Raw genomic sequence first — 25143 nt, 5'->3', positions numbered from 1 at the left:
GTGCAACTTTGAAAGGGGAGCAGTTCGCGTGATAGCGACAGTCTTGGCGCAAAATTGCTAGTGCGCCCAGATTTCGCCAAAATCTCTTCGGGCGATTAAACTGAGACGTTCGCACCGGTTACGACAGCGCCAGTTGCGGCCAGAACGAGGGCCAGATCGTCAATATTCCTTCTCGTAGAATATTCCGCCCTTGGCTTCGCCGGCGTCCGTCGCCTCGCCGCGCAATTTGACTCCGCGCCCGACATTGAGGTCGATGGTCGCCTTGCCGGAACCCGGCTTGTCGCCCTTCTGGACAGTCACATAGGTGCGGTCGTTGAGATACTTGCCGGCCGAGACCGCCGTGCCCCCCTTGTCGTCGGTGATGACGTCGAGATCGTCGACGCCGATGGCGCTGCGCAGATTCTCCAGTAGCGACGTCGAGCCGCCGACACCAGCCAGTTGCCCGGCCGCTTCTGCCAGTTGCGCGATCTGCAGCGGCGACAGGTTCGACATCGACCGCCCGAAGATCAGTTGCGCCAGCACTTCATCCTCCGGCAGCGCCGGCACTGAACTGAAGGTGAATTTTGGATTGGTCGCCTCGCCCGACACCACGATGGTGACGGTTGCGCCGGTCGTGGTCGTCGTCGCCGTCAGGTTGAGGTAAGGCACCAGTGAGCCGGAGAATCCGACCGTGCCTTCGGTGAAGGTCAGCCGCTTGCCAAGGATCGACAGCCGGCCACGCTGCAAGGTGAAGGAGCCGACGGCTTGCGGCGACGAGGCCGGGCCGGTCAATTTGAGCGAGCCGCCGAGTTCGGCGTCGACACCCCTGCCCTGGATGAAAATCTGGTTCGGCGCATTGACGGTAACGTCGAGCGCAAGGCCGCTGCCACTGCTCTTGCCGCTGGTCGTCGCCGGGCGCAGCGCCTTGTCCTGTGCCCTGACCGCACCCGGCGCGTTCTTGTGCTTGACGTCGAGTGCCGAGAGCGAGCCCGGCAATTTGTCCGGAACCGTGATGACGGTCTTGGCCAGGTTGACGGTGCCGGCGATGGCCGGTGCCGAAGTCAGCGGCCCCTTGATCGTCAGCTCGCCACCAAGGTTTGCGGTCACCACGCGTCCATCTGTGTAGCGGCCATCGGTGAGCTTGATCGACAGGTCGGCCGGGAACCCTTGCGCCGGATTGATGCCAACCGTACCGCTGGCCGACAGGCTGCCGCGCGTCGACAGCGTTCCGGTCAACCGGTTGATCCTGGCAACACCGTTGCCTATCGAGACGTCCGCCGCGATATCGTTGACCGCAAGGCCCGAGCGTGCGTCGACTAGCCGCGCGCCCGAGGTTTTGACGCTGCCGCCGATCACGGGCGATGTCGCCGGACCGCGCACCTGGATATTGACGTTGGCGGTGCCGGTCAGCGCCAGGCCCTGCGCGGCAAGCTTCTCGCCGAGGAGGCCGAATGGCACGGCACCGTTGAAATCGAGCGCCAGCGCGGGCGTGCCCGCGGTCGTCACCGTGCCGCCGCCCTTGAGGCCAAGCCCGGCTCCGTCGCTGATATTGGCGTTGAAGGCCAGCTTGTTGCCGGCAAAGGTACCCGACGAGGAAACACTCACCGCGCCGACGCCCGCGCCGCGGGTCTGCGATGTCTGCACGCCGGCCGCGTCGATGTTGAAGGCAACGGCGGGGCTCGCCGGTGCGCCCGTCACCTTCACCGTGCCGGAGATGGAACCCGCGGCATCGAGACCGGGCGAAAAACTGTTGGCGAGCGACATCGGGACGCGCGCCAGCACTGCGTTGATGTCGAGCGTTTGCCCGACCTTGCCGGTCACCGTCGCGGTGCCGCCGCCAAGGTTGAGCACCAGCCTGTCAAGCGTCGTCGTGCCATTGGCGATGCTGACGGTCGAGGCCTGGGCGATAGCCGCCTTGATGCCCTGGACCGTCGCCTGCCCCGAAGCGAGTTCGATGGTGGTGGTGCCGCCGGCCACCTTCACGCGGCCGGCGGCCCTCGCCGGAATGCCCTTGACCGTGGCGCCGCCGGAAAAGCCGGTCCAGTCGCCATCGCGCTTCAAATCGACATCGATGCCGCTGATCACGGTGCCGCCCGATGTGACGGTGTCGGCGTGGATCTTGCCGGAGATAACTGGCGCGGCGAGGTAGTTGGCGATCAACGCATCGATGGAAACGGCCTTCGCCTGGAGATCGCCACGCGTGATCGAGGCGGTAGTCGCCTTGATGGCGACCTGGGGCGCCGCGCCATTCCTGGAAAAGGCGATCGTGCCGCGCACATCGCCCTCTGCCTTTTCAAGGGCCAGCGCTGCGAGCGGGCCGATATCGGGCAGGTCGAGCGAGATGGTGCCTTCAGGTACGAACTTGTCGTCCAGCGCCAGATCGCCTGAAATCCTGTTCTTGCCAAGCGAGAGGAGCAGGCCGTTGATGGCGCTCTTGCCGTCCGCCGTTGCCAGCACGGCACTCCCCTGCAGCGCCTGGCCGGCGACAATGCCAGTGAGCTGCACATTGGCTGCAGGGTTGGCGGCATCGGCCTTGCCGGTCGCCGTGAGCTTCAATCCGGTGATCTCGCGCGATGCCACCGAGAGCTTGTCGCTGTTGACGGTAAGCGACAGGTCCGGCGCCATGGCCGGCCCTTGCGCACTCAGCGCAAAAGCGATGGCGCCCTTGGCATCCTTCGACAATGGCGAGATGTCGCTCAGCGTCCCCCTGATGTCGGCGGTCACCTTGTTGTCGGCAAGGCTTGCCTGGCCGTCAGCACTCAGTGCGCCCGAAGTGAGCTTCAATCCGCCTATGTTGAGATTGCCGTTGGGCTCGCGCTTCAGCGTGGCGCTTATCTGGGCGCGGTCGCCAAGCATGCCGCGTGCCGCCGCCGGCAGGGCCGACGATGGCGCATCCGCCTTCAGGTTGAGATCGATGGCACCGTCACGCAGCGATACCTGGCCGGCGACCTGGCTGCTGAGCGCATCGCTTTTCAGCGTGCCGCTGTCGATGGCGACGGCGTCGGCACTCAGCCGGGCGCTGAGCGCCGCCGTGACCTTGCCTGCGATGAGCGGCGCAATCGTTGCATTGTCGAGCCCAACCTTGTCCACCGACACCGTTCCGGAAACCGGCCCGGCGCGGTTCCTGAGATCGAATGCGTCCGAGTGCAGCGTCAGGGTAAGTCCGTCCACCTTCGCCGGGCTGGTGACGACTGAGGGCAGGATCGCGGAAAAGTCCAGCCGGGCATGCGTGCTTTCGCCCGCAATTTTGGCCGACACTGATCGGGCCTCGAGCTTGACCGGGCTCTCGGTAGTTCCGACCGTCAGCGGCAGGCTGGGGCCGGACGAGGTCAGATCGATCGCGAAATCGCTGGCCCCGTTCGGGTTGATGGTGCCGGCGGCCTGGCCGGAGACCTTCTCGCCGGAGAGGGTGGCACGGTCGAGGGCGACGCCGCCGGCAATGGTGTAGCTGCCGACCGCATCGACGGCGAGTGGTCCGAGCCCTGCCTGTCGGGTCTGGCTGGTCTCGGCGCCGGCCAGTTTCGCGTTGAACCGGATGTCCGGAGCTGCCGGGGCGCCGCTCACTTCAGCGATACCATCAAGCGTTCCCGTAGCATCCAGGCCTGGCAAAAACGCATTGGCAAGCGTGGCAGGCAAAGCGGAGACCTGTGCCGCCAGATCGAGCGTCTCGCCGGCGCTGCCCGAAAGCGCCACTTTGCCGCCGTCAATATCGAGCGCTAGCTTGTCGATGTTGGCTGTGCCGTCCGCGATGGTCAGAGCCGACGGTTCGGCAATCGCCGCCTTGATCCCACGAATAGTGGCGTCGCCCGAGGCAATCTCGACGCTGGTGGTGCCCTCGGCGATCTTCACCCGGCCGGCAGCGGTCGCCGGAATGCCCGCGATCGTGGCGCCGCCGGTGAAATCGGTCCAGTCGCCGTCGCGCTTGAGATCGACGCCGATGCCGCTGATTTCTGTGCTTCCCGAAGTGACCGCATCGGCCTTGATGGTGCCCGAGATCGCCGGCGCCTTGAGATAATTGGCGATCAGCGCATTGATGGCGATCGCTTTGGCCGTCACCTCGCCACGCGCGACCGACGTGCTCTTGGCATCGATGGCAATGGAGGGTGCGTCGCCGTCCTTGGCGAAGAGGATGGTGCCGTTGATGTCGCCGGTCACTGCCTGGCCGGCCAGCGCGGCCAATTGGTCGATTGCCGGCGCGGCGAGCGTCAGCGTTCCCAAGGGCATGAACTTGTTGTCGAGCGCCAGGTCGCCCGAGACCTTGTTGTCGCCCAGCGAGACCAGGAAGCCGTTGATCGAACGCTTGCCCTCGCTGGTCACCAGGGCAGCCTTGATGTCGAGCGGCTGGTCGTTGACGGCACCGGCCAGCGAGACATTGGCGGAAGGGTTCGTTATGTCGGCCTTGCCGCTGGCAGTCAGCTTGATGGCCTTCACCGTGCGGCCCGAAGCGGTCAGGCTGTCGCTGTCGGCGGTAACAGTGAAATCCGGCGCGGTGATCGCGCCGGATGCCGATAGTGCGAAATCGACCCCGCCGGTAACCGGTACGCCGACCGTCGGCGACAACACTGAAACGTCACCCAATTTGCCCTTGATGTCGGCCTGGATATCCGTGCCTTGCATGCTGGCCGTACCGCTGGCGCTGAGCGATCCCGAAGTGAGTTCGATCGAGTTCGCGGCGAAAGAGCCCTGCGGATCGCGCGATGCCGTGGCCGAGAATTTCACCCGCCCGCCGAGCACCGATGCGATCTGCTGCGGGAACGCGGTCGCCACGGCATCGGCGTTCATTTTGAGCTGCATCGACATGTCGGCGAGCGCTACCGTCGCCGTCAGCGACGCATTGAGCGCATCGGAGCGCAGCGTACCCTGGTCGATGGCAACAATGGCGTCCTTGCTGATTGAACCGGCCAGATCGACATTGACCTTGCCGGTGACCAGCGGCGCCAACGTCGCGACGTCGGTTTTCAGGCCGCCAGCCTCCAGCTTGACGGCAACCGGGCCGGCGCGGTTCTGGATATCGAAACCATCGGAATGAATTTGCGCCGCCAGATCGTCCAGCCTCGTGCCGCCGACGACGATCGAAACGAAGGAGGCGCCAATGTCGACGATCGGCGCCTTGCCGTCGCCGAAGGCCCGCGCGGTGGCGTTCTTGATCGCCAGCGTGATCGGCTGCGCCTTGCTGCCGACGCTGATCACCACGGGCGGGCCCTTGGCGGCGAGTTCGACCGACAGGTCGCTGGCGCCGGCGGGATCGGCTATGCCGGAGGCGGTGCCGTGCACCGCATCGCTCTCGATGCTGGCCCGGTCGATGCTGATGCCGCCAGCCGATGTGGCGGTGCCCGCGATATCGAAGCTGGTCTTGCCGGCAAACAGCGACTTCAGGTTTTCCGGCAGGAAGCGCGCAAAATCGCCGTCGCCCTTTGCCTCGACATGATTGCCCTTGTCGGTGAGCTGATGGCGGCCGGTGAGCTGGGTGACGATCCGATGGTCGACGAGGAAGGTACCGACACCACTCCAGTTGGCAAGCGGCCCGCTGCCCAAAACCGCGATATCGACCGGTGGCGCATCCGGTAGCTTGAGCAGATTGGCAATGATGCCGCCGGCCGGCTCCGACGCCTTGAGGTCGAGGTCCAGCTTGTTGTCGGTGGGTGCGAAATGGATCTTGGCATCGACATTGCCTTGTTTACCGTCGTGGCGGGTGACGTTGAGCACCGTCTGGACCGCCAGTGGCGCGGCATCGGCCTTGAGCATTCCCTTGGCCGCGAGCTCGGCGATGCCGCTGCCGGCCAGCTGCTCGCCAAGCGCGATTTCCGGCAGGTCGATCTGCTTGATGTCGATGGAGACCGGCAGCGTCGTCGTGCCGCTCTGCGCCGGCGGCTGCGTACCGGCCACCGGCAGGCGCGCCAGTTCGATGCGCTCGGCCGCGATGCGATCGGCGCTGAAGCTTTTCGACAGCAGCGCCGTCGGCGACCAGTCGACGGCCACTTTGCGCGCCACCAGCCAAGCGCCCTCGCGATCCTCCAGCACGACATGGTCGAGGCTGAGATTACCCGACCAGATGCCGTCGATACCGCTGACGGTAACCTTGCGATCATCGCTCGAGGCCAGCCGCGAAATGATGCCGGCGAGGTTGTCGCGCCCGCGCTCGGTCTTGGTCAGCACGACGAGCGCGCCGATCGCACCCGCGAGCACGATCAGCAGCGTGTAGAGGACAATGCGAAGGATGCGCCAGACCGTTTTCATCGTCAGAACGCCTGGCCAATGCCGGCATAGATGCCGAAATGCGGGTCGCCGGGATCACGGTTGAGCGGCACGGCCGCGTCAATGCGCAACGGTCCGAACGGCGTGACGTAGCGCAGGCCGACGCCGGCACCGACCTTGACGTCGGAGAAATTGGGAACCGACTTGGTCGACACCGTACCGGCATCGACGAAGGGCACGATGCCGATCGTGTCGGTGACGGCGATGCGCATCTCCACCGAGGTCTCGAAGAACGACAGGCCGCCGATCGGCTGGCCGGTGAAATCCTTGGGACCGATGCCCTGATAGGCATAGCCGCGCACCGAGCCGCCGCCGCCGGAATAAAAGCGCCGGTCGGCCGGGACGCTCTGCAGCCCGGTACCGACGATCGAGCCGATGGCGACACGCTCGGCCAGCACAAATTTCGAGGCCGTGTCCAGCGACTGATAGGCCGATCCCTCGCCCTTCAGCTTGAGGAAGGCGGCACCACTCAATATGTCGTAGCTCGGCTCGGCATAGGCGAGCACCCTGAAGCCCCTGGTCGGGTTCAGCCTGCTGTCCCTGTTGTCGTAGACATATTGCAGCGGAATGCTGGCGATCAGGTAGCTGTGCTTGCCGAAAGCGTCGTGGATGCGCGAATAATCGAGCGCGACCTCGGCCGATACGGTCTGCCTCTTGTCGAGTTCGTAGGACAGGCCGGTGCTGCCCTTGACCGAGAAATGGTCGTATGCGTCCGGATGCTCGAGCACGGTCTTCACGCTGGCGAAGAATTTCGACGCCGGCCCGATGACGCCGGGTTTCTCGAACATGATGCCGGCATTGTAGTTCAGTTCGGACAGACTGTTGCTGCCGATGCCGCTGATGGCGCCGTCGATGCGCAGCTTTTCGGCACGGCCAAACAGGTTGCGATGGCCCCAGTACCCCTCCAGGCCAAGCCCCTCGGTGTTCGAGAAGGTGCCGCCGAGCCCGAAGAAGCGCGGCTTGCGCTCGCTGACCTGGACGTCGATCGGGATGTTGCCTTCGGCGTCGAGCTTGTCGGCTTCCTTGAACGTCACGCTGTTGAAGACCTCGAGCGCCAGCAGCCTGTCGCGCGCGTCGCTGATCTCCTGCGGCGAGTACTGCTTGCCACGCTTCAGCCCGGTCATGTATTCGGTGAAGTCGCGGTCGATCTTCTCGGTGCCTTCCACGGTGGTCGCGCCATAGCCGGCGACCGGCCCGGCTGCGACCGTCAGCGTCACGTCGAGTGTCGAGGTGGCATGGTCGGCGACGATCTGCCGGTCGGTCACCCTGGCCAGCGGCCTGCCCTGCTCCTTCAGCGTCCGCACGATCAGCGCCTCGGCCTTGAGCACCGCGCCCGATCCGGCGTCGCCGCCAGATATCAGCCCATAGTCGGCGCTCATCAGCCCCGCGGCGTCGCCCTCCAGCCTGATGTTGCCAAGAGTGAATTTGGGGCCGGCCGAAATGGTGATCACCACCGGAATGGGCTGCGGACCCTTGAATTCGGCGTCCGGCGGCAGTTCGTCGAGCGGCTTGCCGTCGATGGTGATGGTGACGACGCCTTCATAACGGGCATCGGCATAAAGTGCGGCGACCAGTTGTTCCCGGTCGCTGCGCGCCTTGGCCATCAGCCCGAGCGAGCCCGAAACCGGCCGGTTCTCATCGCCTTTCAGCGCCGAGGCGTTTTCGAGTTTCTTGACGAGGTCCTTGTCGGCATCGGGTGCGGAGATGGTCACCGCGTAACGCAGGGGATCGGCAATATCGGCGTCCTCGTCGCTGGAGGATCCCCACAGCTTGATGCCGAAAAGCTCGAACGCGGCCGCGTGCCTCGCTTCGCAAAGCAGCGCCGACGAACACATCATGGCCAAAAGCAGGGCGCGCGGAAGCACGCGCCCTGGCGCGGTCCCTCCTGACATCTGCTCTTCATGCGCCGGCATTAAGATAACCTAGTTCGTAAACCTAAAATTGGAATGAAGTTCTGAAGCGCTCGTAAAGGGGCCACAATCCAATTGTCTGAAATAGGACGGGCTTGGAATTCACACCTTCTGCGTTTCCGCAAGAATGCGTGATCCCCTGTCCTATGGAGGTTACTGTCCGCATACCGGTCCTTGGCCGGAAAATAAACCGTTGGCAGGCGGCACCTGCCGCGTTCGCGCGTTGACAAGCTGACTGAAGCTTGATCATGCCCGGACGTCTGCAATTGTCTGGAGGGTGTAATGGCAATGCGCGCGGCTCGTGGTCTGTCGATTCTCGTCCTTCTCTTCTTCGCCTGGGGCAGCGTCGCGCAAGCGGCCGAGGCCCGGCGAATCGCAACGACCGACAATTCCGACTATTTCGGTTTCGACCTCAGGTCGGACCAGAACGTCACGCTCGACCAGTGCAAGACGACATGTCTCGGCGATCCGGCCTGCCGCGCCTTCACCTACAACACCAAGGCCAAATGGTGCTTTCTCAAATCCGACTATAACCAGTTAAAATCCTTCACCGGCGCGATCGCCGGCAAGGTCGTCAACATCGACGGCGATCCCGATATCGGCGCGCCGCCGGAACTCGGCTTCTTTCCCAACTGGATGGCCGACCAGGCCCAGCAATATCGCAACAAGCTGCTTGGCCCGGCCTTCGACAAGCCGACGGAGGGCATGGCGGCACTGACCAATGCCGCCGAACAGGCCGTATTGACCGGCGACCATCGCGCCGCCATGCAGAAATACGAGGCCGCGGTCTCGGTCATGCCTGACGATGGCCAGCTCTGGCTCAAGCTGGCTCGCGAAACGCTGGCCGTGCAGCCTGCAGCCAGCACCTCCGAAGCCTCGACTTTGCCGGCAAACGGCACGTCGGCCGCCTTCAACGCCTATAAGCTGCTGCGCACCACCAAGACGCGCGCCGAAGTGCTGGCGCTGCTCGGCAATGGTCTCGACAAGCGCGATCTCTACCGGCCGGCGCTCCAAGCCTATGAGGCCAGCCTTGCGCTGGAAAGCGCGCCCGCGGTGCAGGCCGACTATGCCGATCTGAAGGCCCGCAAGGGGTTCCGTGTCATCGATCATTCTGTCGATGCCGACACCAGCGCGCCGCGCATCTGCGCGCAATTCTCCGAGGATCTGGTCAAGACCGGCATCGACTACACGCAGTTCGTCACCGTTGACAACGCGCCGCCCAAGGGCGTCGAGGCCAAGGACAAGCAGATCTGCGTCGAAGGGCTCGAACACGGCCAGCACTATGACGTCACCTTCCGCGCCGGCCTGCCGGCGGCGATCGGCGAAGTGACCGCCGCCCCCGTGGTGCTGTCGATCTATGTGCAGGACCGCGCGCCGTCCGCCCGCTTCACCGGCGACAGCTTCGTGCTGCCGGCCGGCGCGCGCCGCGGCATCCCGATCGTCACCGTCAACATGAACGCCGCCGAAATGAAGCTCTACCGCATCGGCGATCGTTCGCTGGCGCAGCTTCTGTCGGGCTACCAGTTCCTGCACCAGCTCGACGGCTATGACATCTCCAACATCTCCGAGCAGATGGGCGCGCCGGTCTGGCAGGGCCAGCTCGACATCGTCAACGATCTCAACAAGGAGGTCACCACCTCGTTCCCGGTCGACGAAGCGCTGCCGCAGCGCAAGCCCGGCGTCTATGTGCTGACCGCGCAACCCGTCAACGACAAGAGCGACGACTACGGTTCGCTGGCCACGCAATGGTTCGTCGTCTCCGACATTGGCCTGTCGACCTATACCGGCCAGGACGGGCTCAATGTCTTTGCCCGTTCGCTGGGCAGCGCCAAGCCGATAGCGGGTGCCGAACTGACGCTGGTTGCCCGAAACAACGAGGTTCTGGGCACCGCGACGTCCGATGCGAACGGCCACGCCGTCTTCAACCCCGGCCTGACGCGCGGTGACGGCGGCATGGTGCCGGCCGTGCTGATGGCCAAACAGGGCGACAATGATTTCGTCTTCCTCGACATGGCCAAGGCCGGCTTCGACCTGTCCGACCGTGGCGTCACCGGACGCGCCGCACCGGGCGCGCTCGACGTCTATGCCTGGACCGAACGCGGCATCTACCGTGCCGGCGAGGACGTCCACGTCGCCGCCCTTGCCCGCGACGGTGCGGCCAAGGCGGTCGAGAACCTGCCGCTGACCTTCATCTTCTCGCGCCCCGATGGCGTCGAGGACCGCCGCATCGTCAGCGACGGCGCCTCGGCCGGCGGCCACGCCGTCGACCTGCCGCTCGAACCCAACGCCATGCGCGGCACATGGTCGGTGTCGATCTACACCGACCCCAAGCAGCCGGCGGTTGCCAGCCAGATGTTCCTGGTCGAGGACTTCGTGCCGGATCGCATCGAATTCGACATGAAGGCCGACAAGCAGGAGATTGCGCGGGGCGAAACCGCCAACATCAACATTGACGGCCGCTTCCTCTACGGCGCGCCGGCGGCGGGCTTGGCGCTGGAAGGCGAACTCACGCTGTCGACGTCGCGCGACTGGGACCGCTTCCCCAACTTTTCCTTCGGCCTCGCCGACGAGCAGTCGGCGGAGCCCACGGTCACGCCGCTCACCGATCTGCCGGTGGTTGGCGATGACGGCAAGGCGACCTTCCCTGTTACCGTCGACCAGTTGCCCTCGACCACCAAGCTGGTCGACGGCAAGGTGACGGTGCGCATGCGCGAAACCGGCGGCCGCGCCATCGAGCGCTCGCTCAACATCGGCATCCGCCCGCAAGGCCATATGATCGGCATCCGTCCGGACTTCGCCGACGGTGAAGTGCCACAAGGCGGCACCGCCAAGTTCAGCCTGATCGCCGTCGATCCCGACGGCAAGCGCGAGGCGCTGAAAGGCGCGCAGTGGACGCTGGTCAAGGTCGAACGCAACTACCAGTGGTATCGCTCCAACAACTCCTGGAACTACGAGCCGGTGACCTTGACCAAGTCGATCGCCAACGGTCAGCTCGACCTCGCCGCCGATGGCGACGCAACCGTTTCCGTACCGGTCGATTGGGGCCAGTACAGGCTCGAGGTCGAGACATCGGACCCGGAGGGGCCCGCCACCAGCTATGAGTTCGACGCCGGCTGGTATGTCGCCTCGACCACCACAGAAACGCCCGACGGCCTGGAGATTGCCCTGGACAAGGACAATTATACCGCCGGCGAAGTGGCCAAGCTGAAAATCTCGCCGCATTTTGCCGGCGAACTTCTGATCAACATCGGCTCCGACAAGCTGCTGAAGACCATCACGGCGACCGTGCCGGCCGGCGGCAGCACCGTCGACATCCCGGTCGGTGACGACTGGGGCGCCGGCGCCTATGTCACGGCAACCCTGTTCCGGCCGGGCGATGCGCAGGAAACGCGCATGCCCGCCCGCGCCATCGGCGTGAAATGGCTGACGGTCGATCCGGGCGCCAAGAAGCTCGCCATCACGCTCACGCCGCCCGACAAGACCGTGCCGCGCCAGCAGCTGTCGATCCCGGTTTCCGTGGCCGGCGTGCAGCCGGGCACCAACGCCTATGTCATGGTTGCCGCCGTCGATGTCGGCATCCTCAATTTGACCAACTACAAGGCGCCGGATCCGGAGACCTGGTTCTTCGGCCAGCGCATGCTGGGCATGGAGATCCGCGACATCTACGGCCGCCTGATCGATGGCTCGCTGGGCACCACCGGCAAGCTCAGGACCGGTGGCGACGGCGCCAACATGCAGGCGCAAGGCAGCCCGCCCACCGAAAAGCTGGTCGCCTTCTTCTCCGGCCCGGTCCAGCTCGATGCCGATGGCAAGGCACGGATCGACTTCGACATTCCGCAGTTCAACGGCACCGTGCGCGTCATGGCCGTCGCCTGGACCAAGGAGGCGGTCGGTCATGCCCAGTTGGACGTGATCGTACGTGATCCCGTAGTGATCACCGCCGGCCTGCCGCGCTTCCTGGCGCCTGGCGACAATGCCGTCATGCGGCTCGACGTAGCCGACACGGACGGCCCCGCCGGCGACTATGCGCTGTCGATCGATACGACGGGCGACCTGTCGACAGGCGACAAGCCTCTGCCCCAGAAGCTGACGCTCGCCCAGGGCAAGCGCCAGACCTTAACGGTGCCGCTGATCGCAAAGACGGCGGGCAATGCCTCGCTCACCATCAAGCTGGCACACGCCGACGGCACCAAGGTCGAGCAGACGCTCCATGTGCCGGTGCGCCCGGCCCAGTTACCGGTCACCACGCGCCTTGTGGTCGATCTCAAGGGCAACGGCGGCGCGTTGCGCGTCGACAAGGAACTGCTGGCGGCAAGCCTGCTCGAGGGCGCTTCGGTCAGCGTCGGCGTTTCGCAGGCGGCGGCCTTCGACGTCCCGTCGCTGCTGATGACGCTCGATCGCTACCCCTATGGTTGCGCCGAGCAGACCACCAGCCGCGCCATGCCGCTTCTCTACGTCAACGAGATGGCATCGGGCATCGGCATGGAAAGCGACCCTGACCTGCACGGCCGCATCCAGGATGCGATCTACAAGGTCCTGAGCTACCAGTCCTCGAGCGGCAGCTTCGGCCTGTGGGGTCCGGGCTCCGGCGATTTGTGGCTCGACGCCTATGTCAGCGAGTTCCTGACCAGGGCACGGGAGCAGAAATACGACGTGCCGGCTCTTGCGATGAACCAGGCCCTGAATAACCTGCAGAACTCGCTCGGCTACGACCAGAGCGTACAGGACCGTGGCAGCGAGATCGCCTACGCCCTCTATGTGCTGGCCCGCAACAAGAAGGCCTCGATCGGCGACCTGCGCTACTACGCCGACACCCAGCTCGAAGCCTTTTCGAGCCCGATGGCCGTTGCCCAATTGGCGGCGAGCCTGGCGCTCTATGGCGACACGCAGCGTTCGGAGGCGACGTTCAAGACCGCACTGCAGCTCGCCAAGTCGAGCACCGACTACGACTGGTACCGCTCCGACTACGGCTCGGCGTTGCGTGACGGCGCGGCGATGCTGTCGCTGGCGGCGGAATCGAAGCCGGTATCGACGATCGTGCCCGAACTGATCAAGCTGGTCACCAGGAAACGCGCCGAAGCCCGCTGGACCAGCACCCAGGACGATTCCTGGATGCTGCTGGCGGCCCGCGCGCTGAAGGAGGGCAATGATTCGATCACGCTGACCGTCAATGGCGCGCCGCATTCCGGCGGCTATTCAAACCAGGTGAACGGCTCGGAACTGGTCGACAGCCCGCTCGAAATCGCCAACACCGGCAAGACCCCGCTGCAGGCCGTCGTCACCACCGTGGCGTCGCCGATCCAGCCCTTGCCGGCCGGCGGCGACGGCTTCACCATCAACCGCACCTACTACAAGCTCGACGGCACCGAAGCCAATGTGACCGAGGCAACCCAGAACGAACGCTATGTCGTCGTGCTCAAGGTGACGGAACAGAACAGCTGGCCGTCGCGCTTGCTGGTCACCGACCTGTTGCCGGCCGGCTTCGAGATCGACAATCCAGGCCTGGTTTCCAGCGCCCAGCTGTCGAACTTCTCCTGGCTGGCACAAACCGACGCCGCGCATCTGGAATTCCGCGACGACCGCTTCGTCGCGGCATTCAACCCGGCCGACGGCGACCACGACCACAATCTGACGCTCGCCTATGTCGTGCGCGCCGTGACGCCGGGCACCTACGCCCATCCGGCGGCAACGGTGGAGGACATGTACCGGCCGCAATATTCGGCCCGCACCGCCACCGGCATGATGGAGATCAAGGCACCGTAAGGCGATGCTGACGAATATGAACAGGACGGCGGCGCTGCCCCTCATCCGCCTGCCGGCACCTTCTCCCCGCATAGTGACGGGAAGAAGGGAGCTGTCTCGAACTTCGCCGCTTTTTCCGCAACGCTGGCGATTGGCGAAACCATCAGCAACAGCGTCTTTCTCCCCGTCACTATACGGGGAGAAATGTCCGGTAGGACAATGAGGGGCGGCGCCATGTTCTCCAGAAAATTCCTGCGTCGCGCCGCCATAACCTCGGCTTCTTGCGCCGGCATTCTCGCCCTCTCCACCGCCACCCTCTGGGAGCTCGACCGCGCCTTCCCGCCCCCGCTTCCTGAAAAGCTCACCGTTTCCACTGAAGTCCAGGACCGCGATAGCCAGCTGTTGCGCGCCTTCGCCACGCCGGACGGCTACTGGCGGCTGGAAACCCGGCTCGACCAGGTCGACAAGCAATTCGTCGACATGCTGGTCACTTATGAGGACAAGCGCTTCTGGGGCCATGAGGGCGTCGATGTGCTGGCGCTGGCCCGCGCAGCCGGCCAGTTCGCCACCAGCGGCCACATCGTCTCTGGCGGCTCGACCCTGTCTATGCAGCTCGCCCGCCTGATCGAGCCGCGCGAGAGCCGCAGCCTCGGCTCCAAGATCAAGCAGATGTTGCGCGCCATCCAGATCGAACGGCGGCTGTCGAAGCGCGAGATCCTCGAGCGTTACCTGACACTGGCGCCCTATGGTGGTAATCTGGAGGGCGTGCGCGCCGCTTCGCTCGCCTATTTCGGCAAAGAACCGAAGCGGCTGACCGTTTCCGAGGCCGCCCTTCTCGTCGCCCTTCCCCAATTGCCGGAAAAGCGACGGCCCGACCGCAATCTCCAGATCGCCCATGCAGCGCGCGATCGTGTGCTGAGCCGCATGGTCTCATCAGGCCTGATCGGCGAACGCGAGGCGGCACGCGCAGCACTCGACGATGTGTCAGGCTTGCGGCGCACCTTGCCGGCGCTTGCCGCGCATGCCTCCTATGCGATGCTTCCCAAGGCCGTCCCCGGTCAGCCGCTCAAGCTGACGATCCGCAAAAGCGTCCAGCAAGGACTGGAACAAGTGGCGCGCGACGCCGCCACCAAGCTCGGGCCGCGTCTCTCCGTCGCCATGGTGCTGGCCGACGCCCGCACCGGCGACATTTTGGGCGAAGTCGGCTCGGCCAATTTCTTCGATGCCAGCCGTTCCGGCTGGATCGACATGACCAAGGTCGTGCGTTCGCCCGGCTCGACGCTGAAGCCGTTCATCTATGGCCTCGCCTTCGAGCAGGGACTGGTGGCGCAGGAAACGCTGATCGAGGACAGCCCGGTCGATTTCAGCGGCTACAGGCCGAAGAATTTCGACATGGGCTACCAGGGCGATGTCAGCATCCGCCAGGCGCTGCAGCTGTCGCTCAACGTGCCGGCGATCCGCGTGCTCGACGCGGTCGGCCCGGCGCGGCTGACAGCGCGCTTCCGCCAGGCGGGCGTCAACCCGATCTTGCCGGTCAACGAAGCGCCGGGCCTGGCCATCGGCCTCGGCGGCGTCGGCGTCACGCTGCGCGACCTCGTCCAGCTCTACACAGGGCTCGCCAATGGCGGCAAGACGCACTCGCTGCGCGACGGCACCGAACCGGCCAACGCCGTGAGTTCGACCACCACCATCCTCAACGACCAGGCCAACTGGCAGATCATCGACATCCTCTCGGGTGTGAAGCCACCCGAAGGCGCTTCGCAGCGTGGCATCGCCTACAAGACCGGCACTTCTTACGGCTACCGTGACGCCTGGTCGGTGGGCTTCGACGGCCGCTATGTGCTGGGTGTCTGGGTCGGCCGGCCCGATGCCGGCGCGGTGCCGGGTCTTTCCGGCTATGTCTCGGCCGCTCCGATTCTGTTCGAGGGCTTTGTCCGCTCGGGGCTGGCGACCGTGCCGCTGCCGGGCAAACCGCCTGGCGCCTTTACCCCCAAGCGCGAGGACCTTCCGGTGACGCTTGCCCGCTTCGGCGCCGGCGCGGATGGCCTGGTGCAGGCGACGCCGACCGAACCCGCGCCGACCATCATTTTCCCGCCGGACGGCGCCCGCGTCGATCTCGCCACCAATTCGGCCGACGCCTTGCCGCTGGTGCTGAAATTGCAAGGTGGCCGTGCGCCGTTCCGCTGGCTGGCCAACGGCAAGCCCCTCATCGGCCTCGACCGCCGCCGCACCGCGACATGGCAGCCCGACGGGGCGGGTTACTCGACGCTGACCGTCATCGATGCGGCTGGGCGAGCGGCGAGTGTGAAAGTGTTCGTTGAGTAGAGTGCGTCAAGGGATTCAGCGCATTGGCTTTTTGAGACCGGGGATAGAAGGATAGCTCGCCTGATGCCTGGTGCCTCGCGCAATCCTCGATTATCGATAGCGTTAGCTGCGGCAGCGTTCGTTGTGACAATCCCTTTCTCTGCCTTCGCCGATCCCCTCCCTGCCGGCTTCGTCCGCCTCTCCGATATCGCCCCATCCATCCGCCAGGACATTCGCTACGCCAGCTCCAACAATTTCCTGCACCGCAAGGTGAACGGCTACAACGCACCTGTCTGCATCCTCACGGAGGAGGCGGCGAAGGCACTCTCCAGCGTTCAGAAGGCGATGATCGCCAGGGGCACGACGCTGGTCGTGTTCGACTGCTACCGTCCTGCCCGCGCGGTGGCCGACATGGGCGATTGGACGACCGCGGGTGGACCGCCGGACCCGCAGTGGTATCCGAAGGTCAAGCGCAGCGACCTCATCACTGAGGGCTACGTCGCCCGGCGGTCGGCACATTCGCGCGGCTCAACCGTCGATATCGCTATCGCGCCTGCCGACAGTCCGTCCGTGCCGAAACCGGCCTGCGGCGCTGTCGATGCCAACACCCTCGATTTCGGCGCCGGCTTCGATTGTTTCGACACGATGAGCGAGACCGCGCATCGCCCGCTCGGCACCGAAGCAGCGGCAAACCGCAAGCTGCTCGTCGATGCCACGCGTACTGGCGGGTTCAAGAACTACGCCCGCGAATGGTGGCATTTTGCGCTCGCCCACGAGCCGTTTCCCAAGCAGCGCTTCGATTTCCCTGTGACCGCCGAGTAAGCTGCCCAACGCAGACTTGCCCGGCAGCCGTGCATCCCTAGATAGGCCGGATGGCGGACCGGCTCCGGGTGCGGAGCAGCTGCAAGGAAAATATTTTCCCAATGCCGCAACAGATCGCCGAAGATTTTCTTCAGGAAGGCAAAAAAGGCAAACATTGAATGCATCTTATTTCTATCAATTCGGTAGATTTGGCACGGGTTCAATGGAGGCAGAAATGACCAAACCTCATTTCCGGAAACTGCTCGGCGCACTGGTCGCCACATCGGTCCAGTTCGGCACGCTCGGTTTTGCGTTTGCCGACACCACCATTCTCAACGTGTCCTACGATCCGACGCGCGAGCTCTATAAGGCCTATGACGAGGCCTTCGCCGCGCATTGGAAGACCGAGACCGGCGAGACGGTGACAATCCAGCAGTCACATGGCGGATCGGGCGCCCAGGCCCGCGCCGTGATCGACGGCCTGGACGCCGATGTGGTGACGCTGGCGCTCGAAGGCGACATCAACGCCATCGTCTCCAAGTCAAAGAAGATCAATCCCGACTGGCGCACCAAATTCGAAAACAATTCAGCGCCTTACACCTCGACGATCATCTTCCTTGTCCGCAAGGGCAATCCCAAAGGCATCCACGACTGGAACGACCTGATCAAGGACGGCACGCAGGTGATCACGCCCAACCCCAAGACCTCGGGCGGCGCGCGCTGGAACTATCTCGCGGCCTGGGCCTATGCCAACGCCAATGATGGCGGCGACGAAGCCAAGACCAAGGAATTCGTCGGCAAGCTCTACGCCAATGCTCCCGTGCTCGACACCGGCGCGCGTGGCTCGACCGTGACCTTCGCGCAAAAAGGCCTGGGCGACGTGCTGATCGCCTGGGAAAACGATGCCTATCTGGCGCTCGATGAGTTTGGCGCCGACAATTTCGACATCGTCTATCCGCCGACCTCGATCCTGGCCGAGCCGCCGGTGGCTGTGGTCGACGCCAATGTCGACGCCAAGGGCACGCGCAAGGTGGCCGAGGCCTATCTGAGCTACCTCTATTCCAAGGAAGGCCAGACCATCATCGCCAAGAACCACTACCGGCCGTCCAAGCCCGATCTGGTTCCGCCCGAGGATCTCGCCAAGCTGCCGCCTATCAAGCTGATCACCATCGACGACCCGCTTTTCGGTGGCTGGAAGAAGGCACAGCCTTATCATTTCGGCGACGGTGGTATATTCGACCAGATCTACAAACCGGCCCAGTGAGCTAAACCTAGATCGGGACGACATGACCACAGCACCCGCGCAGGCGGGGTGGCGGTTCAGACAGCCGAGCGTCATTCCGGGTTTCGGATTGACGCTCGGCTTCTCGCTTGCCTACCTCACCCTCATCATCCTCATCCCGCTGTCCGGGCTGATCTGGCGTTCGGCCGCTCTCGGCTGGGCCGATTTCTGGGCCATCGCCACCGATCGCCGCACGCTCAACGCACTTGAAATCAGCTTCGGCACCGCCTTCATCGCGGCTGTCGTCAATGTCGTTTTCGGCACGCTCGTCGCCTGGGTGCTGGTGCGCTATCGTTTTCCCGGCCGCCGCATCGTCGATGCCATGGTCGACCTGCCATTCGCGCTGCCGACGGCAGTGGCCGGCATCGCGCTGACCACGCTCTACGCGCCGAATGGCTGGATCGGCAAGCTGCTGATGCCGCTCGGCATCAAGGTCGCCTACACGCCGCTGGGCATCGTCATCGCGTTGATCTTCATCGGCCTGCCCTTCGTCGTGCGCACCGTGCAGCCGATCATGGAAGAGATTGACAAGGAAGTGGAGGAAGCCGCCGCCACGCTCGGCGCCAGCCGCTTTCAGATCATCACCCGCGTGCTCTTTCCGGGCCTGGCGCCGGCCATCATCACCGGCTTCTCGCTGGCCTTCGCGCGCGGCGTCGGCGAATACGGCTCGGTCATCTTCATCGCCGGCAATTTGCCCTATAAATCCGAGATCGCGCCGCTTTTGATCGTCATCCGGCTCGAGGAATACAATTACCCGGCGGCGACCGCGATCGCGGCAATCATGCTGGCGTTGTCGTTCATCATGCTGTTGATCGTCAATCTGGTGCAGACATGGAGCCGCAAGCGCTATGGCTGAACCCGAGATCAAATCCTACGAACCGTTCCATGAAAGCCGCTCGGCGGCAGTGACCGAAAGCCGGCCGGCACGGGCCGTGCTGATGACCATCGTCTTCGTCTTTCTCGCCGTCTTCCTGTTGCTGCCGCTGATCATCGTTTTCAAGGAAGCCTTCGCCAAGGGCGTTGGCACCTACCTGGAATCGCTGAGCGATGCGGACACACGTTCGGCGATCCGCCTGACCTTGCTGGTGGCGGCGATCTCGGTACCGCTCAACATCGTCTTCGGTATCTCGGCCGCCTGGGCGATCGCCAAGTTCGAGTTCAAGGGCAAGGCCTTCCTGACCACGTTGATCGATCTGCCCTTCTCGGTCTCCCCCGTCATTTCGGGTCTGGTCTACGTGCTTCTGTTCGGCGCCCAGGGGCTGCTCGGCGAGTGGTTGAAGGCACATGGCATCCAGATCTTGTTCGCCGTGCCGGGCATTGTGCTGGCCACCGTCTTCGTCACCTTCCCCTTCGTCGCCCGCGAACTGATCCCGCTGATGCAGGAACAGGGCAATGGCGACGAGGAAGCGGCTCTTTCGCTCGGGGCCAATGGCTGGCAGACGTTCTGGTATGTGACCTTGCCCAATGTCAAATGGGGCCTGCTCTACGGCGTGCTTCTGTGCAACGCGCGCGCCATGGGCGAGTTCGGCGCGGTTTCGGTGGTGTCGGGCCACATACGCGGCCTGACCAACACCATGCCGCTGCATGTCGAAATCCTCTACAACGAGTACAATGCCGTCGGCGCCTTCGCCGTCGCCTCATTGCTTGCCGGGCTGGCGCTCGTCACGCTGATCTTGAAAACTCTGCTCGAGATGCGCTACGGCGCCGAACTCGCCGCGACGCGCGGACATTAGAAGGTTCATTGCATGGAAGTTCGCGTTGCCAACGTGCGCAAGGAATTCGAGCGGTTTCCAGCGCTCCACGACGTGTCGCTCGACATCAAGTCGGGCGAACTGATTGCGTTGCTCGGACCGTCCGGCTCCGGCAAGACGACCTTGCTCAGGCTGATCGCCGGGTTGGAGCGCCCGACGCGTGGAAAAATTTTCTTTGGCGACGAGGACGCTTCGCAAAAGTCGATCCAGGAACGCAATGTCGGCTTCGTCTTCCAGCACTACGCGCTGTTCCGGCACATGACGGTGGCCGACAATATCGGCTTCGGCCTCAAGGTGCGGCACGGGCCGACGCGGCCGCCCGCGGCCGAAATCCGCCGCCGCGCCTCCGAGCTTCTCGATCTCGTCCAGCTGTCGGGTCTGGAAAAACGCTATCCGGCGCAACTTTCGGGCGGCCAGCGCCAGCGCGTGGCGCTCGCCCGTGCCATGGCCATCGAACCCAAGGTGCTGCTGCTCGACGAGCCGTTCGGCGCGCTCGACGCGCAGGTGCGCCGGGAACTGCGCCGCTGGCTGCGCGAAATCCATGACGCTACCGGCCACACCACCGTCTTCGTCACCCACGATCAGGAAGAGGCGCTGGAGCTTGCCGACCGCGTCGTGGTGATGAGCCAGGGCCGCGTCGAGCAGGTCGGCACCGCCGACGATATCTACGACACGCCGAACTCGCCCTTCGTCTACGGCTTCATTGGTGAATCGAGCTCGCTTCCGGTCAAGATCGAGAATGGCGAGATCTGGCTCGCCGACCGTCCGATCGGATTGTCGGCGCCGCACGCGCCCCAGGGCGATGCGATGCTGTATTTTCGCCCGCATGATGTCGAACTGCTGGACGGCTGCAGCGGCTGCATCGCCGGCACCGTGGCCGCCAGCCGCCGCGTCGCCGGCACACGGCGCGTCGAGCTCGAAATCGGTGGCGAACGCCAGCGGGTCGAGATCGAACTGCCGGTCGATCATCCGGCGGCACAAAAGAGCCGGGTGGCCTTCCGGCCGGGGCGCTGGAAACTGTTCCCGGCTGCTTAGTTTCTACCGAGCGATATCGATTACTCTTTCAACACGCCTTTTAGAGGCGTGGGCGCCGACAGCATCAGCTCTGCCACGGCTTGGGCGCGTTCATAAGACGTGCGAAACCTTCACCGCTCGGCGGCTTATCGAGGATGTCGAGATAATGCCGATAACTTTTGGCATTTTCGGATTTAACAGCCGTATCGTCGATCTCGGAATCATCCTCCGGACCAAGCAGTCGCTCCTTTGCCCATTGGGTAAGCAACGCGGTGAGACCGGTCTTGCGAACGGGTTGGATGATCAAGCGGTCGCCTTCTCGACTGATCAACACCTTATCGCCGGGAAGCTCGAATTCGACAGGAATACAGACCACCTGGGTCCGATTGTTTCGGAACAGCCTGGCCTCCTTCGGCGGCACGGTTGAATGGCGGGATCGGGGCATTGTCGAAGCTCTTTTGTTTATGCCGTTTGTATCTGCCAAACCGCAACATGATGCAACTCTCCAGATTCGTGCATAGGTCGTCTCGGGAACGATCGTGCTGTCGAGACACCCGAAAAGATCTTACTCGGAAAGATATCCTAACGATTTCCGGTTTGTGCGACACTTTTTCTCAAAGCACGTCCGCATGGCCGCCATGCATGCCTCGTGGCACATAAGACATCGCCGCTATTATCCACCCATGGACGCATTGCACCGGAGCCATTTCATGAAGCGATTTTTCATCGGCGTTGCCGCCGCCGCCGGCCTCCTCCTCGCATCTCCCCAAGCCTGGTCGGCCGACAAGCTGCTGAACGCCTCCTATGACGTCGGCCGCGAACTCTTCGTGCAGGTCAACAAGGCCTTTATCGCCAAGCACCCGGGTGTCAGCATCGACCAGTCGCATGCCGGCACTTCCGCGCAGGCGCGCGCCATCGCCGAAGGCCTCGGTGCCGATGTCGTCACCTTCAACCAGGTCACCGACGTCGACTTCCTGGTCAAGAAGGGCCTCGTCTCGGCCGACTGGCAGAAGGATTTTCCCGACAACGCTTCGCCCTTCTATTCGCTGCCTTCGTTTCTCGTCCGCGCGGGCAACCCCAAGCACATCAAGGACTGGAACGATCTCGTGCGCGACGACGTGCAGGTGATCTTCCCCAACCCGAAAACGTCTGGCAATGCCCGCTACACCTATCTGGCGGCCACCGCCTACGCCAAGGAAGCCTTCAAGGGCGACGACGCGAAGGTGAAGGAATTCATCACCAAGCTGTTCAACAACGTGCCGATCTTCGACACTGGCGGGCGCGCAGCGACCACCACCTTCGTGCAGCGCGAGATCGGCGACGTGCTGATCACCTTCGAATCCGAGACACGCGGCATCCGCAAGGAATACGGCGACGACAAATTCGAGCAGGTCACGCCTTCGGTCAGCCTTCTGGCGGAATTCCCGGTGGCGATCGTCGACAAAGTCGCCGACGAGCACGGCACGCGCGATCTGGCCAAGAGCTACCTCGACTTCCTCTATACACCCGAGGGCCAGGGCATCGCCGCCGACAATGGCCTGCGCGCACGCGACGCGGCTGTCGCGGCCAAATACAAGGCTGATTTTCCGGACGTGCGCCTGCTGACAGTGGAAGACGTCTTCGGCGGTTGGGACAAGGTCCAAAAAGAGCATTTCGCCGCCGGCGGTCTGCTCGATCAGGCTTATGGCAGCCGGTAAAGTCTCCGCTGCCCGATGGAAAGATCGAGGAAAGCCGGCCCCGGGCCGGCTTTCCTCGTTATTCAGCCGATAGGGTAAAGCCGGCGCCCTTCGTGCAAAACGTTACAAAGAATCAACGCGTTTGTGCCTAACATGCCTTCCAATGCCTTTGTTTCGCGAAACGGCGGCGTGCGGAAGCAACGCCGTCATCATTTGCACACAAACAGCCGCCAGATGCGGGGGTGGTTGGGGCTTCAACGGGTTGACTCGGGCATGCTGACGAAAAAAGGCAAATACGGCCTCAAGGCCCTCGTGCATCTTTCCAATCTTCCGGTTGGCCAACTGGCCTTCGTCAACGACGTCGCCGTCGCCAACAACATCCCGAAGAAATTCCTCGATGCCATCCTGGGCGAATTGCGCAACGCCGGCTTCGTCCAGAGCCGCAAGGGCAAGGAAGGCGGTTACCGTCTCGCGCGCCCCGCTTCCGAGATCAAGATCGGCCACGTCGTGCGCGTGCTCGACGGGCCGCTGGCGCCGATACCTTGCGCCAGCCGCACGCAGTACCAGCGCTGCGAGGATTGCGACGAAGCGACCTGCCAGGTCCGGCACATGATGCTGGAAGTGCGCCAGGCGATTGCCGAGGTGCTGGACAACCGTAGCCTCGCCGCCATGCGCGATGCCGACAATGACGATTTCCCAGTCGAGTTGACATCGCAGATCTAGAGCCGGTGGATGAGGCTGTCGAGGTTTACGAGATCCCGAAAAGCCGCACGCAAGCAGCCATCGATAGCCAGCTTTCGCACCGAGATCATCGCCGACGTCTTTGTCCCCGAATATGCCGAGGACGTGCGCTTTTTCAGCCGCAAGGTAGTTAATCCCGGCAGGCTCCGCCGCTTCTCCACCAGGGATCTTCGCGAGAGCCTGATTGCTCTCTTCTATCTCGCGGTCGCGGCAGCACTGCCGGTTCGTTGGTGGTCGCCGATCTGCGATTGGGCGTCGAGATTTCGCCTGAAGCGCCATATGCGCAAGGATTTCCGCTTCTATGCCGCCGCAACGTGCGCGGTGCTCGGCGACGGCATCGATGCACGCGAGCTGTTCGAGGCATTGCTCGCGGCACGCCATCGCCGCCGCATGCAACTCGCCGCGCATCTGGTCGCCGGTCGCTGGACGCCGACGATCCGGCTGGAAGGGCTCGAGGGCTTGCAGGCAGCCTTGCAACGCGGCCACGGCGCGATCCTCTGGTGCGATCAATTCACCGCCCAAACGATAATCGGCAAGCGCGCCATATATGAGGCCGGCATCGAAGCGCATCAGGTCAGCGTCAACACGCATGGCGTGTCCGAGACGGCATTCGGCCAGCGCTTCCTCAACCCGCCAATGGTTCATGTCGAGAACCGGTTCCTGAAAAGCCGGATCGTCTTCGAACGCGACGACGCCTATCAGGTCACCATCCACATTCAAAAGATGCTGAAACGGAACGGCGTCGTGCTGATGACCAACACCATCCACGCCGGCTCGACCTTCACCGAAACCGCCCTGGGCGAAAGCGGCTGGACACACCTTGCCTCGGCGCCGGCGAATTTCGCCGCGCGAGGCAAGACGGCCCTGTTTGCCATGTCGACTTTCGAGGTGGTGCCCTTCCGGGAATACCGGGCCGTCTTAAGCCCGGAACTGATGCCGGCGGCATCGGCGTTCCCGGCAGTGGACAACACCAGGGACGGAGCCAAGAACATCGCCCTGCAGGCACACTATATCCTGCTGAAACGCGACTGCCTGCTGCAGGCACTGAAGCAGTGCCCCGAGCAGGTGATGTCCTGGTCGCGCCATGAACGGTTGACAGAAGCTCAGGACAGGATCGGCTTCAGCGAAGAAGAAGGCTCATGACCGGCGCATCGAGCGCATTGCCTGGCCGACGAGTTCGTCGACCGGCCGCGTCGCGTCGAGCGTCAATGCCCGCTCATCGGCATCTGGCGGCTCGAGAATTGCGAACTGGCTGTCGACCAGGCTTGCCGGCATGAAATGGCCCTTGCGGCCGGCGACCCGCTGCCTTGCCGTCGCCTGGTCGATCTCCAGGTAAAGGAAAGTGATGTCCTGGCAAAAACCGCGCAGACGCTCGCGATAGCCGCGCTTCAGCGCTGAGCAGGCTGCAACCACGCCCTGTCCCTTGGCGATCGACGCCGCGATGCGCTCGCCGATCGCGTCGAGCCAGCCTTCGCGCAGCTGGTCGGTGAGCGGTTCGCCCCGCGCCATGCGGGCAACGTTTTCGGGCGGATGCAGCCTGTCGCCCTCGATGAAGACGGCACCCAGCGCGTCGGCCAGCGCGATACCGACGGCTGACTTGCCGCAGCCGGCGACGCCCATCACCACGATGGCCGAAGGCGCCAAACCGGAAGCGCCCGTCGGCGCCTGCACTGCGTTTTCGTCCACCG

The 25143-nt window shown here is 64.0% G+C and carries 13 protein-coding genes and 1 pseudogene; 10 read left to right on the top strand and 4 right to left on the bottom strand.

Annotated elements, in window-relative coordinates; all coding sequences use genetic code 11:
• Positions 1-159: 159 nt before the first annotated feature.
• Entirely contained in the window at positions 160-6216 is a 6057-nt protein-coding gene (locus FJ941_RS00360; RefSeq protein WP_140502333.1) for a translocation/assembly module TamB domain-containing protein, read from the bottom strand.
• 2 nt (positions 6217-6218) lie between these two features.
• A complete protein-coding gene (locus FJ941_RS00355; RefSeq protein WP_140502332.1) occupies positions 6219-8147 on the bottom strand; it encodes an autotransporter assembly complex family protein in 1929 nt (642 codons plus the stop codon).
• Positions 8148-8426: 279 nt separating this feature from the next.
• Between FJ941_RS00355 and FJ941_RS00350 the strand changes: the two genes are divergently transcribed.
• The 7 genes from FJ941_RS00350 to FJ941_RS00315 all read left to right on the top strand — a co-directional run bounded on the left by FJ941_RS00350 (position 8427) and on the right by FJ941_RS00315 (position 21059).
• Entirely contained in the window at positions 8427-13907 is a 5481-nt protein-coding gene (locus FJ941_RS00350) for an alpha-2-macroglobulin family protein (protein ID WP_140502331.1), read from the top strand.
• A 213-nt stretch (positions 13908-14120) separates the two neighbouring features.
• Positions 14121-16211: a penicillin-binding protein 1C gene (gene pbpC / locus FJ941_RS00340; protein ID WP_246673648.1), complete on the top strand. Its 2091-nt coding sequence runs from the start codon at positions 14121-14123 to the stop codon at positions 16209-16211.
• Positions 16212-16334: 123 nt separating this feature from the next.
• On the top strand, positions 16335-17012 hold the full coding sequence (locus tag FJ941_RS00335) for a M15 family metallopeptidase (protein WP_246673647.1): 678 nt from the start codon (positions 16335-16337) through the stop codon (positions 17010-17012).
• 214 nt (positions 17013-17226) lie between these two features.
• Positions 17227-18255 carry a sulfate ABC transporter substrate-binding protein gene (locus FJ941_RS00330; protein ID WP_027141569.1) on the top strand — a complete coding sequence of 343 codons (1029 nt, stop codon included), beginning with the start codon at positions 17227-17229 and terminating at the stop codon, positions 18253-18255.
• A 22-nt stretch (positions 18256-18277) separates the two neighbouring features.
• Positions 18278-19129, top strand: coding sequence for a sulfate ABC transporter permease subunit CysT (gene cysT, locus FJ941_RS00325; protein WP_027141568.1), 852 nt, complete (start codon positions 18278-18280; stop codon positions 19127-19129).
• Positions 19122-20006 (top strand): sulfate ABC transporter permease subunit CysW, encoded by an 885-nt coding sequence (cysW, locus tag FJ941_RS00320; protein WP_140502329.1) that lies wholly within the window; start codon positions 19122-19124, stop codon positions 20004-20006. The genes cysT and cysW overlap by 8 nt, the downstream gene beginning before the upstream one ends.
• A 12-nt stretch (positions 20007-20018) precedes the next feature.
• A complete protein-coding gene (locus FJ941_RS00315) occupies positions 20019-21059 on the top strand; it encodes a sulfate/molybdate ABC transporter ATP-binding protein (RefSeq protein WP_027141566.1) in 1041 nt (346 codons plus the stop codon).
• 202 nt (positions 21060-21261) lie between these two features.
• On the opposite strand, the pseudogene FJ941_RS00310 reads toward FJ941_RS00315, so the two are convergent.
• A pseudogene (locus tag FJ941_RS00310) lies at positions 21262-21483 on the bottom strand (antitoxin); the annotation flags it as partial.
• A gap of 265 nt (positions 21484-21748) precedes the next feature.
• On the opposite strand from FJ941_RS00310, the gene FJ941_RS00305 reads away from it, so the two are divergent.
• The 3 genes from FJ941_RS00305 to FJ941_RS00295 all read left to right on the top strand — a co-directional run bounded on the left by FJ941_RS00305 (position 21749) and on the right by FJ941_RS00295 (position 24598).
• Positions 21749-22735: a sulfate ABC transporter substrate-binding protein gene (locus tag FJ941_RS00305; protein WP_140502328.1), complete on the top strand. Its 987-nt coding sequence runs from the start codon at positions 21749-21751 to the stop codon at positions 22733-22735.
• 252 nt (positions 22736-22987) lie between these two features.
• Positions 22988-23437, top strand: coding sequence for an Rrf2 family transcriptional regulator (locus tag FJ941_RS00300; protein WP_140502327.1), 450 nt, complete (start codon positions 22988-22990; stop codon positions 23435-23437).
• Positions 23438-23446: 9 nt separating this feature from the next.
• The gene (locus FJ941_RS00295) at positions 23447-24598 is read left to right on the top strand and encodes a hypothetical protein (protein WP_140502326.1); all 1152 of its coding nucleotides are present in this window, start codon (positions 23447-23449) and stop codon (positions 24596-24598) included.
• Here FJ941_RS00295 and FJ941_RS00290 read toward each other — a convergent pair.
• The gene (locus tag FJ941_RS00290) at positions 24593-25141 is read right to left on the bottom strand and encodes a gluconokinase (RefSeq protein ID WP_140502325.1); all 549 of its coding nucleotides are present in this window, start codon (positions 25139-25141) and stop codon (positions 24593-24595) included. The two genes, FJ941_RS00295 and FJ941_RS00290, sit on opposite strands and share 6 nt — an antisense overlap.
• Positions 25142-25143 lie beyond the last annotated feature (2 nt).

Origin of the sequence: Mesorhizobium sp. B2-3-13 (genome assembly GCF_006442195.1) — a bacterium.
In the GTDB taxonomy this organism is placed as follows: domain Bacteria; phylum Pseudomonadota; class Alphaproteobacteria; order Rhizobiales; family Rhizobiaceae; genus Mesorhizobium; species Mesorhizobium salmacidum.
This window is presented reverse-complemented; position numbering and strand designations above follow the sequence as displayed.

Excerpts from the sequence above, each read along its gene's own strand:
- FJ941_RS00360 (WP_140502333.1), bottom strand. The coding sequence starts at position 6,216 with ATGAAAACGGTCTGGCGCATCCTTCGCATTGTCCTCTACACGCTGCTG.
- FJ941_RS00355 (WP_140502332.1), bottom strand. The coding sequence starts at position 8,147 with ATGCCGGCGCATGAAGAGCAGATGTCAGGAGGGACCGCGCCAGGGCGC.
- FJ941_RS00350 (WP_140502331.1), top strand. The coding sequence starts at position 8,427 with ATGGCAATGCGCGCGGCTCGTGGTCTGTCGATTCTCGTCCTTCTCTTC.
- pbpC (WP_246673648.1), top strand. The coding sequence starts at position 14,121 with ATGTTCTCCAGAAAATTCCTGCGTCGCGCCGCCATAACCTCGGCTTCT.
- FJ941_RS00330 (WP_027141569.1), top strand. The coding sequence starts at position 17,227 with ATGACCAAACCTCATTTCCGGAAACTGCTCGGCGCACTGGTCGCCACA.
- cysT (WP_027141568.1), top strand. The coding sequence starts at position 18,278 with ATGACCACAGCACCCGCGCAGGCGGGGTGGCGGTTCAGACAGCCGAGC.
- cysW (WP_140502329.1), top strand. The coding sequence starts at position 19,122 with ATGGCTGAACCCGAGATCAAATCCTACGAACCGTTCCATGAAAGCCGC.
- FJ941_RS00315 (WP_027141566.1), top strand. The coding sequence starts at position 20,019 with ATGGAAGTTCGCGTTGCCAACGTGCGCAAGGAATTCGAGCGGTTTCCA.
- FJ941_RS00305 (WP_140502328.1), top strand. The coding sequence starts at position 21,749 with ATGAAGCGATTTTTCATCGGCGTTGCCGCCGCCGCCGGCCTCCTCCTC.
- FJ941_RS00300 (WP_140502327.1), top strand. The coding sequence starts at position 22,988 with ATGCTGACGAAAAAAGGCAAATACGGCCTCAAGGCCCTCGTGCATCTT.
- FJ941_RS00295 (WP_140502326.1), top strand. The coding sequence starts at position 23,447 with ATGAGGCTGTCGAGGTTTACGAGATCCCGAAAAGCCGCACGCAAGCAG.